General features: G+C 63.3%; 13 protein-coding genes. 5 read left to right on the top strand and 8 right to left on the bottom strand.

Annotated features, from left to right (window positions below):
* Window positions 1–51: 51 nt before the first annotated feature.
* A complete protein-coding gene (locus BPHYT_RS07105) occupies window positions 52–1,257 on the bottom strand; it encodes a CaiB/BaiF CoA transferase family protein (RefSeq protein ID WP_012432467.1) in 1,206 nt (401 codons plus the stop codon).
* Entirely contained in the window at window positions 1,254–3,020 is a 1,767-nt protein-coding gene (locus tag BPHYT_RS07100; protein WP_012432466.1) for an acyl-CoA dehydrogenase family protein, read from the bottom strand. Before BPHYT_RS07100 ends, BPHYT_RS07105 begins: the two co-directional genes overlap by 4 nt.
* A 132-nt stretch (window positions 3,021–3,152) precedes the next feature.
* Between BPHYT_RS07100 and BPHYT_RS07095 the strand changes: the two genes are divergently transcribed.
* On the top strand, window positions 3,153–4,079 hold the full coding sequence (locus BPHYT_RS07095) for a LysR family transcriptional regulator (RefSeq protein ID WP_012432465.1): 927 nt from the start codon (window positions 3,153–3,155) through the stop codon (window positions 4,077–4,079).
* On the opposite strand, the gene BPHYT_RS07090 is transcribed toward BPHYT_RS07095, so the two are convergent.
* Window positions 4,049–4,366, bottom strand: coding sequence for a single-stranded DNA-binding protein (locus BPHYT_RS07090; RefSeq protein ID WP_012432464.1), 318 nt, complete (start codon window positions 4,364–4,366; stop codon window positions 4,049–4,051). The two genes, BPHYT_RS07095 and BPHYT_RS07090, sit on opposite strands and share 31 nt — an antisense overlap.
* Window positions 4,367–4,493: 127 nt before the next feature.
* Entirely contained in the window at window positions 4,494–5,417 is a 924-nt protein-coding gene (locus BPHYT_RS07085) for a LysR family transcriptional regulator (RefSeq protein WP_012432463.1), read from the bottom strand.
* Between the two features lie 231 nt (window positions 5,418–5,648).
* Here BPHYT_RS07085 and BPHYT_RS07080 point away from each other — a divergent pair, with 231 nt between their 5' ends.
* Window positions 5,649–6,659, top strand: a complete 1,011-nt coding sequence (locus BPHYT_RS07080) for a glutathione S-transferase family protein (protein WP_012432462.1) — start codon at window positions 5,649–5,651, stop codon at window positions 6,657–6,659.
* A 32-nt stretch (window positions 6,660–6,691) separates the two neighbouring features.
* The gene (locus BPHYT_RS07075; protein ID WP_012432461.1) at window positions 6,692–7,141 is read left to right on the top strand and encodes a VOC family protein; all 450 of its coding nucleotides are present in this window, start codon (window positions 6,692–6,694) and stop codon (window positions 7,139–7,141) included.
* A 10-nt stretch (window positions 7,142–7,151) separates the two neighbouring features.
* Here BPHYT_RS07075 and BPHYT_RS07070 read toward each other — a convergent pair whose 3' ends face one another.
* Window positions 7,152–8,063, bottom strand: coding sequence for a LysR family transcriptional regulator (locus BPHYT_RS07070; RefSeq protein WP_012432460.1), 912 nt, complete (start codon window positions 8,061–8,063; stop codon window positions 7,152–7,154).
* A gap of 162 nt (window positions 8,064–8,225) precedes the next feature.
* Between BPHYT_RS07070 and BPHYT_RS07065 the strand changes: the two genes are divergently transcribed.
* Window positions 8,226–8,969: an SDR family oxidoreductase gene (locus BPHYT_RS07065; protein WP_012432459.1), complete on the top strand. Its 744-nt coding sequence runs from the start codon at window positions 8,226–8,228 to the stop codon at window positions 8,967–8,969.
* A 48-nt stretch (window positions 8,970–9,017) separates the two neighbouring features.
* Here the strand turns inward: BPHYT_RS07065 and BPHYT_RS07060 are convergent, their stop codons facing one another.
* From BPHYT_RS07060 to BPHYT_RS07050, 3 genes are all read right to left on the bottom strand, one after another.
* Window positions 9,018–10,043, bottom strand: coding sequence for an aldo/keto reductase (locus BPHYT_RS07060; protein ID WP_012432458.1), 1,026 nt, complete (start codon window positions 10,041–10,043; stop codon window positions 9,018–9,020).
* Between the two features lie 109 nt (window positions 10,044–10,152).
* On the bottom strand, window positions 10,153–11,877 hold the full coding sequence (locus BPHYT_RS07055) for a tetratricopeptide repeat protein (protein WP_012432457.1): 1,725 nt from the start codon (window positions 11,875–11,877) through the stop codon (window positions 10,153–10,155).
* 169 nt (window positions 11,878–12,046) lie between these two features.
* On the bottom strand, window positions 12,047–12,607 hold the full coding sequence (locus BPHYT_RS07050; RefSeq protein WP_012432456.1) for a DUF4142 domain-containing protein: 561 nt from the start codon (window positions 12,605–12,607) through the stop codon (window positions 12,047–12,049).
* A 413-nt stretch (window positions 12,608–13,020) separates the two neighbouring features.
* Here BPHYT_RS07050 and BPHYT_RS07045 point away from each other — a divergent pair, with 413 nt between their 5' ends.
* Window positions 13,021–13,998 (top strand): chemotaxis protein, encoded by a 978-nt coding sequence (locus BPHYT_RS07045; RefSeq protein ID WP_012432455.1) that lies wholly within the window; start codon window positions 13,021–13,023, stop codon window positions 13,996–13,998.
* Window positions 13,999–14,252 lie beyond the last annotated feature (254 nt).

The raw sequence follows: 14,252 nt of genomic DNA, 5'->3' as shown, positions 1-14,252 counted from the left end.
TCTTCTGGATGTGGCGCGGCTTCTGTGTGCCGTCGCCGGGAACTGCGCGGTCTAAGCTCTGAGCACGCCCGATTCCAGCAAACGCTGCTGGGTCGCGGCGTCGATGCCCAATTTATCGAGCACGTCGCGCGTATCGGCGCCGAGCGACGGCGGCGCGCTGCGATAGGTGGCGGGCGTGCGCGACAACTTGATCGGCGATGCGGTGCCGCGATACTCGCCCATCTCGACCACCAACCCGCGATGCAAGGTATGCGGATGGCGCGCCACGACATCGACGGTTTGCACCGGTCCGCATGGCACGCCCGCATTGATGAGCGCATGCGCGAGCGGCTCGCACTCGTGCGCGGTGAGCAGGCTTTCGAGCGCGGCCTTCAGCGGCTCGCGATGCGCGCAGCGGCTGCGGTTGTCGACATAACGCGGATCGTCGGCGAGTTCGGGCGCGCCGAGATGCGCGCACAGTTTTGCGAACTGCCGGTCGTTGCCGACCGCGAGAAAGATCGGCGCGGTCGCGGTGCGATAGCTGTCGTATGGCGTGATGTTGGGATGCGCGTTGCCGCTACGCTGCGGCGTGCGGCCCGAGCCGAAATAGTTGGGCAGATGCGGGTGCAGCAGCGAGACGCCGCAGTCATACAAAGCGATATCGATGGACTGGCCGCGGCCGCTCTTCGCGCGCTCGGCGAGCGCGAGCAGAATGCCGGCGAGCGCGTTCAGTCCGGTAACCATGTCGACAACCGGCAAGCCGACGCGCGTGGCAGGACCGTCGCGCTCGCCGTTCACGCTCATCAGCCCGGTCATCGCCTGAATCGCGGCATCGTAGCCGGGCAAGCCGCCGAGCGGACCGTCGGGACCGAAGCCCGACACGGCACAATGAATCAGCTTCGGGAAACGTTCGCGCAGATCGCGCTCGTAGTCCATGCCCCAGCGTTCGAGCGTGCCGGGTTTGAAGTTTTCGACTAGCACGTCGGCATCTTCCAGCAGCTTCCACAGGATCGCGCGGCCTTCTTCACGCGAGAGGTCGACGGCGATACCCTGCTTGTTGCGATTCACGCCCGCGAAGTACCACGCGGTGTCGCCGTAGAACGGCGGCCCCCAGCCGCGCGTTTCGTCGCCGTTGGGCGGTTCGAGCTTGATCACCTGCGCGCCGTGATCGGCGAGCGCCTGTGTGCAGTATGGGCCGCCGAGCACGCGGCTCAGGTCGATGACCTTGAGGCCTTGCAACGCGCCTTTCGCGCCATCATTTTGAAGCGGCGCGGTCATTGCGTGCTCCGTGCCGGCAGAAGTTGCAGCGCCTGGTCGAGCGTGACGCCGCAGCCATCGACCAACGCGTCGATCACTTCGCTTTCATCCGTCTCCGAATGCAATGCCAGCGGATCGGACGGCAGCAGCTTGTGACGCACCACCAGATGAGCGAGCGCAAGACGCCTGTAGTCCGGCGCGAGACGTATGCCCTCACACGCCATCAACACGGCGGTGCTCGCGTGATACAACGCGGTGCCCGCTTGCCGGACCCATTCGTCGCGGCCTGAATCCGCGACGCTCGCCAGCGCGTCACACGCGCGCGCGAGTGTCGCGCGCAGCAACGCGAGACTGGCCGCCGGCAATCCCGCCGCGCCGAGCAGATCCTGCAGATACGTACGCAACGGTTCCAACGCGCCGTCGCGTTTCGCGGCTCGCGCGATGTCGAGCGCGACGATGTTGCTGGTGCCTTCCCAGATCGAGCCGAGATGCGCGTCACGCACGAGCCGCGCGTCGCTCCATTCTTCGATATAGCCTGTGCCCCCACGCACTTCCATCGCATCGCCGGTCACGCGGCGCGCGTCGCGGCACGCGCGGAACTTGATGAGCGGCGTGAGGATGCGCACGCACTTTGCCGCTTGCCGGTCGCCGGCATCGGCCTGCTCCAGCAACAGCGCGATGCGCATGAACATCGAGCGCGCCTGCTCGGCGGGCAGCATCATCTTGAGCAGCTGACGCTGCATCAGCGGCATGTCGATCAGTTTGCGGCCGAACGCTTCGCGATGACGCGCGATGTGCAGCGCCTCGGTCAGCGCGCGGCGCATCAAACCCGCGGCGCGCACGCCGTTCGACAGACGCGACATGTTGATCATGTCGGCCATCTGATGAAAACCGCGCCCCACTTCGCCGATCAGATACGCGAGCGCGCCTTCCAGCACGATCTCGCCGCTCGCCATGGAACGGCTGCCGAGCTTGTCCTTCAGCCGCACGATCCGGTAGCTGTTGCGCGAGCCGTCCGGCAGCGTCTTCGGTAGCAGGAACAGTCCGAGTCCGTTGATGCCGGCGGGCGCCGTGTCGGGGCGCGCGAGCACCATCGCGAGATCGGCGTCGGCGTTCGAGCAGAACCATTTGTCGCCATAGAGACGCCACGTTTCGTCACCGTTCGCATCGGTTTCGAGCGACGCGCGCGTGGCAATGCGCGCGACGTCCGAGCCCGCCGCCTGCTCCGTCATGAACATCGCGCCCTGAAACAGCGTGTCGAAATCGCGCGAGGCGAGCATCGGCAGAAAACGCGCGACCAGTTCCGGCGCGCCGAATTTGCGCAGCGTGCGCGTGAGCGAATCGGTCATGCTCACGGGACAGCACAGGCCGAATTCCGCCTGCACGAACAGGAAGGTCAGCGCGTATTTCACCAGCGGCGGCGGCGATTTTTTGCCGTCGCGAGTCTCGTGACTCATTGCGGCGAGTCCCAACTCCGCGTAAGCCACCCGTTCCAGCGCGACGTAATCCGGATGCTTGTCGATGCTTTGCAGCGCTTCGCCGCGCCGCGTGCGATGGTGTAATTGCGGCGGATTCTTGTCGGCGGATAGCGCCCACATGTCGAGTTCGCTGGAAGCGCGCTGGCCCAGCGAGACGAGCTGGCTTTCGAGTTCGTCGAATAGCGTGTCGCCGAGATGCAGTTTCAGCAGGCGCGCGAAGTCGGGATCGCTGGTGAAGAAATTGATGCCCCGGCTGTCGGGAATGTTGGACGAGCCGTATGCCGGCTGCGCGGTGATTTCGCTCATGCGTGTCTCCTTGCTCTGCTATGCACGTTAGTGCTTGTGAGAGGAGCATATGAGCGCCGTCGATAATCGTCTAATACAACTTATATCCGGTACGATAGACACAGCTTATCGATAAAGAATCAGGAGACAGCCGTGGACCTGAAGCAATTGCGCTATTTCGTGGCCGTCGCCGAAGAGCTGCATTTCGGCCGCGCGGCCAAGCGGCTGTTCATTTCGCAGCCGGCGCTCAGTTTCGACATCCGCAAGTTCGAGGAGCAACTCGGCGTGCAGTTACTCGCGCGCACCAACAAAACGGTGTCGCTGACCAATGCCGGCCAGGTGCTGCTCGGTGAAGCGCGCCGCCTGTTACTGCAGGCGAACGAGGCGGAACGCATGACGGTTCGCTCGGCGCATGGCCTTGCCGGCCGCCTGCGCATCGGCTTCGTGAATTCGATGCTGTATCGCGGCATGCCGCAGGCGGTGAAGCGTTTCGAGGCCGACTACCCGGGCGTCGAAATCGTTCTGAAGGAAATGAACACCAGCGAACAGGTGCATGCGATCCAGCGCATGCAAATCGACATGGGCTGCGCGCATTGGGGCAATTTCCCGAGCGACGTCATTTCCACGCCGATCTTTTCCGAGCCGTTTCTGTGCTGCCTGCCCGCCGTTCATCCGCTGGCGCGCAAACGCAAGGTCGATCTGCGCGCGTTGGCGCAGGAGCCGTTCATTCTTTTTCCGCGCACCGTGTCGCCGCATTACCACGATCTGATCATCGCGCAGTGCGTGGGAGCGGGATTCAGTCCGTTGATTCGCCACGAGGCGCGCTTGTGGCAGACCGTCGTGACGATGGTCGGCTTCGGAATGGGCGTGGCGCTGGTGCCATACACGTTGCGTCAGATGCAGGACCCGCGCGTCTCTTTCTTGCCACTAATGAGCGAAACGCTGATGTCGCAAGTGCTGTTGTTGCGCCGGAGCGGCGACGCGGAACCTGTGGCGGACCGCTTCGTCGAGTATCTCAGGGACGCCGGCGGCAAGCCGCCAGGCAACGCTCATTCATCCGCTTCGCGGCGGCCATCGTAAGCCGTCAATAGCTTGTGGGCAACCATGTCCAAGGCCGGTTTGACGAGCCCGTTCTTGTCGGTCCAGACTTTCGGCGTCAAGGTGCCGCTCAGCGCGACGCTGTCCGCGTCGCTCAATGCAAGCAATGCGGTTTGCACGTCGTCGTCGAAGGCGATTACGTTGACGAAAATCGTGTCGCCGTCGTTGGTGGCCGCGCGCACCTTGCAGGTCACGAAACGCCTGCCGTTCTGCCCCGTGCGAATCTGCGCCTCGCCGTACAACCGCCCGCCCACTAGTCCATCGATCATCGCCCTGCTCCTCTTGTTTCGTACCGTGCGCGAGGCAGAATCGCCCAGCACGGCGCGTATGATCCCATGAGAACCGGCTGCGGCCGCATAAAAAACGCCGCTCGGGTGCGGACCAACGGCGCGAACATCACGCGCCGATCGTCATATCGACACCGCGCACGAGGCGCTTCGCCAGCCGCGCTTGCCGCAACTGTTCGAGCCACCACTGCAAGGCGCGCCCTTCATGATCGCCGCGCCACGCGACGTACAGCACGTTCGGCTCGCGCGGGTCGGCCGTCGCCTTTTCGACCAACTCGCCCTGCTTCAACAGCGACGCGACGCGCTGACGCGGCAACCAGCCTACGCCCAGGCCGTCGCGCTGCGCGAGGATTTTCGCGCGCATCGATGGCACGGCCAGCGACGCCTGTCCGCCGATCAAACCATAAGCACGCCCCGCCGTCGTACGCGATGAATCCGCCACTACCACCGCGCGATGTTCAAGGATCCGTTCGCGGCCGAGCGGCCCTTCGACGGCCGCGAGCGGATGGCGCGGCGACACCGCGAACACCCATTCCATCACGCCGAGTTCGAACCAGCGCAGGCCGGGAATCGCCGGCGGCTCGTTGGTCGCGCCCACGATCAGGTCCGCGCGGCCGTCGCGCAGCGCCTCCCAGGTGCCGCTCAAGACTTCGTGCGTGAAGCGCAATTTGACGCCGGAGTCGAGCGCATCGAATGTGCGCACCACCGGCATCAGCAGTTCGAATTCGATGATCTCGTCCGTGACGATCCAAAGACGATCTTCCCAGCCGCTCGCGATCTGCTTCACGCGCTGCGTCATGCGCGACATGTCGAGCATCAGACGCGCGGCTTCATCGGCGAGCAGTTGGCCGGCGGGCGTGAGTTGCAAGCGGTAACGGCGCCGGTCGAACAGCAGCGCGTCGAAGCGCGTCTCAAGTTGCCGGGCGGCGTGCGAGACCGTAGACGGCGCCTTGCCGAGGCGCGCCGCCGCACGCGACAGGCTGCCGGTCTCGCGAATCGCGTCGAGCAAAGCCAGTTCGTCTTCCGACAACATGTTCCATACCCTCGAACGAGTTCGACGAAACGATGGTACGGCAATGCATCGATTTTGGTCCACTATAGCGATATGGCGGCACAGTGACGGCAAGTGCGCACGGTGCTGGGCTTTCGCAAAAGCCGCACGAGCTACCGATGAATCACCGCCGACGCGGCCGGCGCCGCGCGTCTGGAACGTGCATTGCGCACGGTCGTGGCACCGCAACGCGCACGCGCAAGGAGCAGCGACATGGGACTTTTAGTGGACGGGAAATGGCAGGACCGCTGGTACGACACCAAGTCGACCGGCGGGCGTTTCGTACGCAAGGACGCGGCGTTCCGCAACTGGGTCACCGCCGATGGCTCGCCCGGTCCGAGCGGCAGCGGCGGCTTCGAAGCGCAAGCGGGACGCTACCATCTGTACGTGAGCCTCGCCTGCCCGTGGGCGCATCGCACCTTGATCGTGCGGGCGCTCAAAGGTCTCGAAGCGATGATCGACGTCTCGGTCGTGCACTGGCTCATGCTGGAAAACGGCTGGACCTTCGCCGACGGCCCCGGCGTCGTGCCCGACAGCGTCAATCACGCGAAGCTGCTCCACCAGGTCTACACCGCCGCCGATCCTCACTACAGCGGCCGCGTCACGGTGCCGATCCTGTGGGACAAGCAACGGGCCACGATCGTCAGTAACGAATCGTCGGAAATCATTCGCATGCTGAATTCGGCGTTCGACGGCATCGGCGCGAAGTCCGGCGATTTTTATCCGGCGCCATTGCGTCTGCAAATCGATGCGATCAATGCGCGGGTCTACGACACGCTGAACAATGGCGTCTACAAGGCGGGCTTCTCCACCACGCAGCGAGCCTACGAAGAAGCCGTCACGCCGCTCTTCGAAACGCTCGACTGGCTCGACGCGCAACTCGCGACGCAGCGCTATCTGACCGGCGCGCAACTCACCGAAGCCGACATCCGGCTGTTTACTACGCTGATCCGCTTCGACGCCGTGTACGTCGGCCACTTCAAGTGCAATCTGCGCCGCATCGCCGATTACCCGAATCTGTCCGCCTACACGCGCGACATTTACCAGTTGCCCGGCATTGCGCAGACGGTCGATTTCGCGCACATCAAGCGGCATTACTACGAGAGCCATCGCGGCATCAATCCGACCGGCATCGTGTCGCTCGGCCCAATTCAGGATTTCTCCGCGCCGCACGATCGGGCTCGCTTCGGGAAATCCGGCTCGTCAAACCCCGCTGTTAGTTAGCAGCCGCATTCTGTTCAGGAGTAGAAGACATCATGCAAGACAGTTCCGGCGCACGGCCGCCCGTTCCAGGTCTGCGCCTCGACAACGTGGCGCTTGCCACCGGCGATCTGAATGCGTCGATCGCCTGGTACGAAACAGTGTTGGGCTTTACGGTAATCGAGCGCGGCCGCTTCGACGCGGTTGGCGCGGACTTCGCGATGATCGAAGCGGCGGGCGTGCGCATCGAACTGGTGTCGCGTCCTTATGCCGAGCATCAACGCGTGGATCGCACGGCGCCGCCGCATCATCTGGACGTGCTCGGCTACAAGGCCATCGTGTTCGAAACCGACGACCTAGCCGCCGCGACGGCCACGCTCAGACAACACGGTGTGGAATTTTTATGGGCCGACCAGCCGCTGAACGCCGAACGCAGTTCGACCATGTTGCGCGATCCCGAGGGCAATCTGATCAACATCTTCGGGCCGCGCCGCGCGGTCACCTGAGCGAGCGCTTTCACGGCGCGCCGCCTGTCGTGGCCGCAGCCGCCTCGAAAATATCGCGCAGCCACTGCGCGAACACCCGCACCCGCGACGACAACTGACGGTTCTGCGGATACAGCACGGACACCGGCATGGGCGGCGGCGGAAAATCGGCGAGGATGATTTTTAGCCGCCCCGTCGCCAGTTCGGCCGCCACACGGTATTGCGGCACCTGCACGATGCCGAGTCCGGCAAGCGCCGAGCCGGTATAAAGCTCGGTGCCGGTTACCGACACCGCCGAGGGCAGAACCATTGCTACTTCGCGGCCCGCCACCTTGAATTCGAGCGGCACGGCCTTGGCCGTCGCGCTCGACACGTAATTGACCGCCCGATGCGTGGACAGCGCCGACGGCTCGGCCGGCTCGCCGTATGCGGCGAGATACGCCGGACTCGCGACGGTCACTTGCGGCAATTGCGCGACGCGGCGCCCCACCATCGACGAATCCTGCAGATTGCCCGCGCGCAGCACGCAGTCGACACCCTCCCGCACCAGATCGACGAGCCGGTCGTCTTCGCCGATGGTCAGCTCGATTCCCGGAAAGCGCGCGAGAAACGCCGGCAGCGCGGGCACCACGAAGTGCCGCGCCAGCGTGCCCTGCAAATTCACCCGCAACAAACCCTTCGGCGCGAGGTTCGAAAACGAGCCCTCGGCCTCTTCCATGTCGGCGATGAGACGCACGCAGCGGCGGTAGTACGCCTCGCCGTCGTGCGTGAGACGCACCGTGCGCGTGGTGCGTTCGAGCAGCCGCGCGCCGAGCCGCTGCTCCATGCGCTTCATCAGATTGGTGACAGTGGCGCGCGGAATCTGCAGATCGTCCGAGGCGCGCGTGAAGCTTTGCCGCTCCGCGATCCGGATGAAAACCCGCATTTCCTCGAAACGATCCATGGTTGGGGCCTGTCATTGGCTGTCCGTGATGCCGGTCAGACGGCCGACGCGCCAATTGTTAAAGCAAATGGAATGATGATGGCCAGTCTAACCCGATTATCAAGGCGCCGAAAGCGTTCATGATTCACCTCAACCCATCCAACGGACTCAAGGAAACGAATCATGAACACGCTCAACAACGCCCAGGTCGCAATCGTCACAGGCGCATCGCGCGGCATCGGGGCAGCGGTCGCGCAACGTCTGGCCAAGGACGGTTTCGCCGTCGCGATCAATTACGCATCCAGTTCGGCCGAAGCCGATCATCTCGTCGCCGGACTGACCGCGGCCGGCGCCAAAGCCATCGCGGTGAAAGCCGACGTGTCGAACACCAACGACGTGCGCCGCCTGTTCGAGATCACCGAACAGCAGCTCGGCAAGGTGGACGTGCTGGTCAACAACGCGGGCGTGCTCAAGACCGTGCCGCTTGCCGACACCAGCGACGCGCTCTACGACCAGACCTTTGGCATCAACGTGCGCGGCACCTTCAACACCTTGCGCGAAGCTGCTGCGCGCATGAACGACGGCGGCCGCATCGTCAACTTTTCGAGCACTACGCTGGCGCTGAACATGCCGGGCTACGCGATCTACAACGCGACGAAAGCCGCCGTCGAAGCGTTCACGCACGTGTTCGCCAAGGAACTGCGCGGCCGCAACATCACCGTCAATGCCGTGGCGCCGGGTCCGATCGCGACGTTGCTGTTCCTCGACGGCAAGACCGAAGAACAGGTCCAGACCTTCGCGAAGATGCCGCCGCTACAACGCCTCGGTCAGCCGGACGACATCGCGTCGGTGGTGGCGTTCCTCGCGGGTCCTGACGCGGGCTGGGTCAATGGCCAGATTCTGCGTGCCAACGGCGGTCTTGCTTGAGGCGTTCGATGCGCGTGTCAGGCGGCGTGCTTTCACACCAAAGCGCGCTCACACCGCCTTCGGATTGCGCTCCACGAACCCTTCCTGATGCCAGTACGGATAAGCGGGACGCACGGCGCTGGCCGCATCGAGCTTCGCCATCTGCTCGGGCGTCAGATTCCAGCCCACGGCGCCGAGGTTCTGCCGCAACTGTTCCTCGTTGCGCGCGCCGATCAGCACTGTCGACACCGTCGGCCGCTGCAGCAGCCAGTTCAGCGCGATCTGCGGCACGGTCTTGCCCGTTTCGGCGGCGATCTCGTCGATGGCATCGAGCACGCGGAACAGGTACTCGTCCGGCACCGGCGGCCCCATGTCGGCGGTTTTATGCAGCCGGCTCGAATCGGGCAGCGGCTGGCCGCGCTTGATCTTGCCGGTGAGACGCCCCCAGCCGAGCGGACTCCACACCACCGCGCCCACGCCTTGATCGACGCCGAGCGGCATCAACTCCCACTCGTAATCGCGGCCGACCAGCGAGTAGTACGTCTGATTGGCGATGTAGCGCGGATAGCCGTAGCGATCCGCGACGTCCTGCGATTTCATCAGATGCCAGCCGGAGAAATTCGACACGCCCGTGTAGCGTATCTTGCCGGCGCGCACCAGATCGTCGAGCGTGGACATGACTTCAACCACCGGCGTTCTGGCGTCGAAACCGTGCAGTTGGAACAGGTCGATGTAATCGGTTTGCAAGCGCTTGAGTGCTGAGTCAACGGCCTGGATCAGATGGAAGCGCGACGAGCCGACGTTGTTCGGCCCGTCGTCGAAACGGAAGGTCGCCTTGGTCGAGATGATCGCCTTGTCGCGTTTGCCCTTGAGCGCTTCGCCAAGCACCGATTCGGACGCGCCGCTCGAATAGATGTCCGCGGTGTCGAACATGGTGACGCCCGCATCGAAGCAGATGTCGAGCAGACGCCGGGCCTCGGCGACGTCGGTCGCGCCCCACGCCTGGAAGAATTCGCCCTTGCCGCCGAACGTGCCCGTGCCGAAACTCAGCACCGGCACCTTGAAACCCGATGCACCCAGATGTCTGTATTCCATTGATGACTCTCCATGGCTTAGCCGTCGATAAACGGACGTTCAGTCTACGCGCGTCCGAACGATCCCGTCGGCCAGCGCGCAGGGAACGTGGCGCGTGCGAACGCGATCGCTATCGTGGATGCATCGCTCCCGCCGCCAATGCGTTCAGCGCATCACGCGCGGCCATCATCACACTGTCCCAATCGCCGAGCGCGGGTTGCCGGAACAACCGGGCACGCGGATACCACGGTGTATCCGTGCGTTCCAGCATCCACCGCCAGCAGGTGTCGAAGCGGTTCAGAATCCAGACCGGTTTGTCGAGTGCGCCAGCCAGATGCGCGGTGGACGTGTCCACGGAAATCACCAGATCGAGGTTCGCCACCAATGCCGCAGTGTCGGCGAAGTCGTCGAGTTCTCCCGTGTAGTCGATCACACGTCCGCCCCGCTCGTCGCTTTCGAGTTGCTGCGCCGCCGGTCCTTTTTGCAGGCTGAAGAACCGCACGTTCGGCACGTCGAGAAGCGGCGCGAGTCGTGCGAATGCGATCGAACGGCGCGCATCGTTCTTACGAAGTTCGGCGACATGCGGACGGTTGCCGCCTGCCCATACGAGTCCGACTTTGAGGCGCGCGTCTGCTGGCGCGTGAAGCCGCTCGCGCCATTGGCGAGCCGCTTCGGCGTCCGCGCAGAGATAAGGCGTGTTCGATGGAATGCTGTCGAGACCCGTCTTGAATGCGAGCGGCAAACTCAGCAGCGGGCAGTGACAATCGAACGATGGCAGCGTTTGACCCGCTTCGATCAACTGGTCCACACCGTCGAGCGTGGCCATGAGACGCATCAGTTCGCGTGGCACTTCGAGCACGACCTTCGCGCCGAGTTTCGACACCAGCGCGGCATAGCGGCAAAACTGCAGCGTGTCGCCGAGACCCTGCTCCGCGTGCAACAGAATCGTCTTGCCGTCGATCGAAAAATCGCCGAGCCAAAGCGGTTCCGCAAAACTGCGCCGGCTTGCCTTGATGCGGCTGCGCTCCCAGCGCCATTCATATTTTTGCCAGCCGGCTTCGAGCTGTCTCATTTGCAGCAGGCACAGTGATTCATTCCAATGTGTTTCCGCGGCATCGGAATTCACGGCCAGAGCGCGTTCGTAACTCACGAGCGCTTGTGCGTGCTGGTTGAGATCGATCTGCGTGAGGCCGAGGTTGTTCCAGGCGTCGGCGAATGCGGGCGCCAATTCCAGCGCGCGACGGTAGCAGCGCTCCGCTTCTTCCGGCTGGTTCAGGTCGCTGAAGGCATTGCCGCGATTGCTCCACGCGTCGGGATAACCCGGTTGCAGCGCGAGCGCGTGATCGCAGCTTGCGAGCGCGTCGGCGGGACGGCCCAGATCGCGCAGCACGCACGCGCGGTTATTCCAGGCCTGCGCGAAATCCGGGTTCAACGCAATTGCGCGATCGAAGCTGCCGAGTGCATCGAGCGGCCGGTTCAGGCCGGCTTGCGCGTTGCCGCGGTTGTTGAGTGCATCGGGGAATTTGGGCTGCAAGGCGAGCGCCCGATCGGCGCTCGCAAGGGCTTCGTCGAAACGCTGCAGGACGTTCAACGCATACGCGAGATTGGAATGAAGCGGTGCCTGTTTCGCGTTGATGGCAAGCGCTTTTCCAAGTAACTCGACGCCCTCTTGCAAGCGGCCCGCTTGCAGCGCCAACGCGCCGAGCAATTGCAGCGCGTCGAAATGACGGGGCTTGAGTTCGAGGATCTCGCGAAAGAGTTCTTCTGCCTCGGCGAATGCGCCGTTCTGCTGAAGCGCGACGGCTTGCCGAAGCATGTGGTCCAACTGTTGCGGCAAATTGGCGGGCTTGCTCATGCGGAGAGCTTTGATCGAATGCGCGTGAAAACCGTGAGAGCTTTTGAGTTGCAGTGCGTCGTTCAAGATGAGCGCGCAGCGGACTCGAAAGAGCGAAGCCGATTATCGCCGAAAACCACGCATCCGCACGCACGCGCGTCACGCCGCAACGTGACGCGCGTTTGACCGCTTACTGCGCGGTCGGCAGATGCTTACGCTTGGCAAGATCCTGCGCCATTGCGTAGTGTTCCTGGATCGTCGGCAATGCCTTCTTCGCCGCGTCCTTCAACTGCTCGTCGCGGCCCGAGGCGATTTCCGCCTGGAATGCCGACAGCGCTTTCTGTTCGCCGGCGAGCGCGACCTGTTCGATATAGGCCTTGTCGAATTCGGCGCCACGCAGGTTGTTGATGCTCGCGAGCACCGCCGCGTCGGGATCGTTTTTCGGCACATCGACGCCGCGCGGGCTCGCCGCGCGCAGTGCGTCGGAGATTTTCGCGTTGTCGGCCGAGACGCGCTCGGCGAAGGCCTTGACGTCGCGGTCGGTCGAGCGCGAGGTCGCGATGCGCGCGGCGTCGCGTTGCGTCGCGACGGCCTTGGTGCCGTCCGCGATGAACGTCTGGTCGGCGGCATGCAGACGGCCGGCGTCTGCCGCGGCCGCTGCCGGCGTAGTTTGAGCGTTGGCCGCGCCGGCGACGACGAGCAGTCCAGCCATGCAGGTGCTGGCGATAGTGGCGAGAGGCAAGCGGATCATACGTTCTCCTTGAGGTGGAAGCGAAACGGCAGCGATGCGTGTGCGCCTCAGGCGTCGGGCCGACTGCGCGCATACCTTGCAGTCAGCTTTCGCGTCGCTGACGGCGCCACGCTTTAATCGCTGTGAATTCTAGGAGCCGTGCCCCGCGGCATGTGATACGACGCTGTCGCTTCTGTAACGTTAGGTAACCCTCATATCAATGCCTTGACAGGCCTGTATTGCGGCCAAATGTGTTTGCGCCGCCTCGTGCCCTCGATATCGCTTGCGTGTTAACCAGAGCATGCGAGGAAAACCATGCGGAATCGCTGAATTTTCTGTCGGCCGCGCCGATAACAGAAAGGTAAGGCGCGCGCCAGGATCGAACGACACGGTTGGGTGGCGCATCCCACGCACCGTAATCCTGGAGAGATTCGATGGCAGTAGACAACCGCGCGAACGATGAACGCAGCAACCTGACGAGTTCCAACAAGTTCGAGTTGTTGCTGTACCGCCTGGGCTCGGTGCCCGGCAGCGACGCGCACGAGCTTTATGGCATCAACGTCTTCAAGGTGCGGGAAATCTCCACGATGCCCGCGGTGACGCCGATTGCCGGTTCGTCGCCGTTCGTGATGGGCGCCGTGGATATTCGCGGGCAGATCATTCCTGTGATCGACTTGCCGCGGTTGATGGGGTGTGAGCCCACGCGCGGACTGAATATCTTGCTGGTGACGGAGTTTGCGCGGTCGACTCAGGCGTTCGCGGTCGAGGAAGTCGACGATATCGTGCGGCTGGAGTGGAATCAGGTGTTGTCCGCTGAAGGCGCGGCTGGGGGGAATCTGGTTACCAGCATTGCGCGGATAGATGGGAATACCGGGGATTCGCGGTTGGCGCAAGTGATCGATGTAGAGCAGGTGTTGCGCGATGTGTTTCCGTCACAGCATCCTAGTGTGGATCCGACTTCCGTTGGCGATGCGTTGGGGATTCTGCGCGGGGCGAAGATTCTTGCGGCCGATGATTCCGGGTTTGCCCGGAAGCTTATCGAGCAGGCTTTGAGCGCTATTGGCGCGGATTATGTGATGACCAAGACCGGGGAAGAGGCCTGGAATACCTTGCAACAGGTTGCGCGTGAGGCGCAGGCTAACGGGACTCGTGTTAAGGACAGCATTGCGCTTGTTTTGACGGATCTTGAGATGCCTGAGATGGATGGGTTTATGCTCACGCGGCAGATTAAGGCTGATGAGCGGACTCGGGATATTCCGGTCATTATTCATTCTTCTCTGACCGGGGCGGCTAATGAAGCGCATGTGAAGAATGCCGGGGCTAATGGGTATGTGGCGAAGTTTGCTGCCGCAGAGTTGGCTGATGCTATTCGGAATGCGATTGGGGTTGTGCCTTCTCAGGTTGCTGCTTGAGTTTTTTTCTGGGCTTCTTGGTTTGTTGGCCTTTCCTTGAATTCGCGGTGGTCTATTAGCGTTGCCCCTGTGCGGGGCGGCACCTACTTTCTTTGCCGCGGCAAAGAAAGTAGGCAAAGAAAGCCGCTTTGCACCGCCAGCCCATAAGCGGGTCCCTCGCACAGCCACGGTAGTGGCGCATCTGGAACCTGTGCTCTCGCACACTCCGCGTTTGTGACACAGCAGTCATTCTTCCGGCGGCGCTGCGCGCGCCG

It is taken from the genome of Paraburkholderia phytofirmans PsJN (assembly GCF_000020125.1).
Lineage (GTDB): Bacteria > Pseudomonadota > Gammaproteobacteria > Burkholderiales > Burkholderiaceae > Paraburkholderia > Paraburkholderia phytofirmans.
Note: the sequence above shows the minus strand (reverse complement) of the source record. Positions and strands in the feature narration are given on the sequence as shown.

Excerpts from the sequence above, each read along its gene's own strand:
- BPHYT_RS07075 (WP_012432461.1), top strand. The coding sequence starts at position 6,692 with ATGCAAGACAGTTCCGGCGCACGGCCGCCCGTTCCAGGTCTGCGCCTC.
- BPHYT_RS07045 (WP_012432455.1), top strand. The coding sequence starts at position 13,021 with ATGGCAGTAGACAACCGCGCGAACGATGAACGCAGCAACCTGACGAGT.
- BPHYT_RS07070 (WP_012432460.1), bottom strand. The coding sequence starts at position 8,063 with ATGGATCGTTTCGAGGAAATGCGGGTTTTCATCCGGATCGCGGAGCGG.
- BPHYT_RS07055 (WP_012432457.1), bottom strand. The coding sequence starts at position 11,877 with ATGAGCAAGCCCGCCAATTTGCCGCAACAGTTGGACCACATGCTTCGG.
- BPHYT_RS07050 (WP_012432456.1), bottom strand. The coding sequence starts at position 12,607 with ATGATCCGCTTGCCTCTCGCCACTATCGCCAGCACCTGCATGGCTGGA.
- BPHYT_RS07090 (WP_012432464.1), bottom strand. The coding sequence starts at position 4,366 with ATGATCGATGGACTAGTGGGCGGGCGGTTGTACGGCGAGGCGCAGATT.
- BPHYT_RS07085 (WP_012432463.1), bottom strand. The coding sequence starts at position 5,417 with ATGTTGTCGGAAGACGAACTGGCTTTGCTCGACGCGATTCGCGAGACC.
- BPHYT_RS07060 (WP_012432458.1), bottom strand. The coding sequence starts at position 10,043 with ATGGAATACAGACATCTGGGTGCATCGGGTTTCAAGGTGCCGGTGCTG.
- BPHYT_RS07065 (WP_012432459.1), top strand. The coding sequence starts at position 8,226 with ATGAACACGCTCAACAACGCCCAGGTCGCAATCGTCACAGGCGCATCG.
- BPHYT_RS07080 (WP_012432462.1), top strand. The coding sequence starts at position 5,649 with ATGGGACTTTTAGTGGACGGGAAATGGCAGGACCGCTGGTACGACACC.
- BPHYT_RS07100 (WP_012432466.1), bottom strand. The coding sequence starts at position 3,020 with ATGAGCGAAATCACCGCGCAGCCGGCATACGGCTCGTCCAACATTCCC.
- BPHYT_RS07105 (WP_012432467.1), bottom strand. The coding sequence starts at position 1,257 with ATGACCGCGCCGCTTCAAAATGATGGCGCGAAAGGCGCGTTGCAAGGC.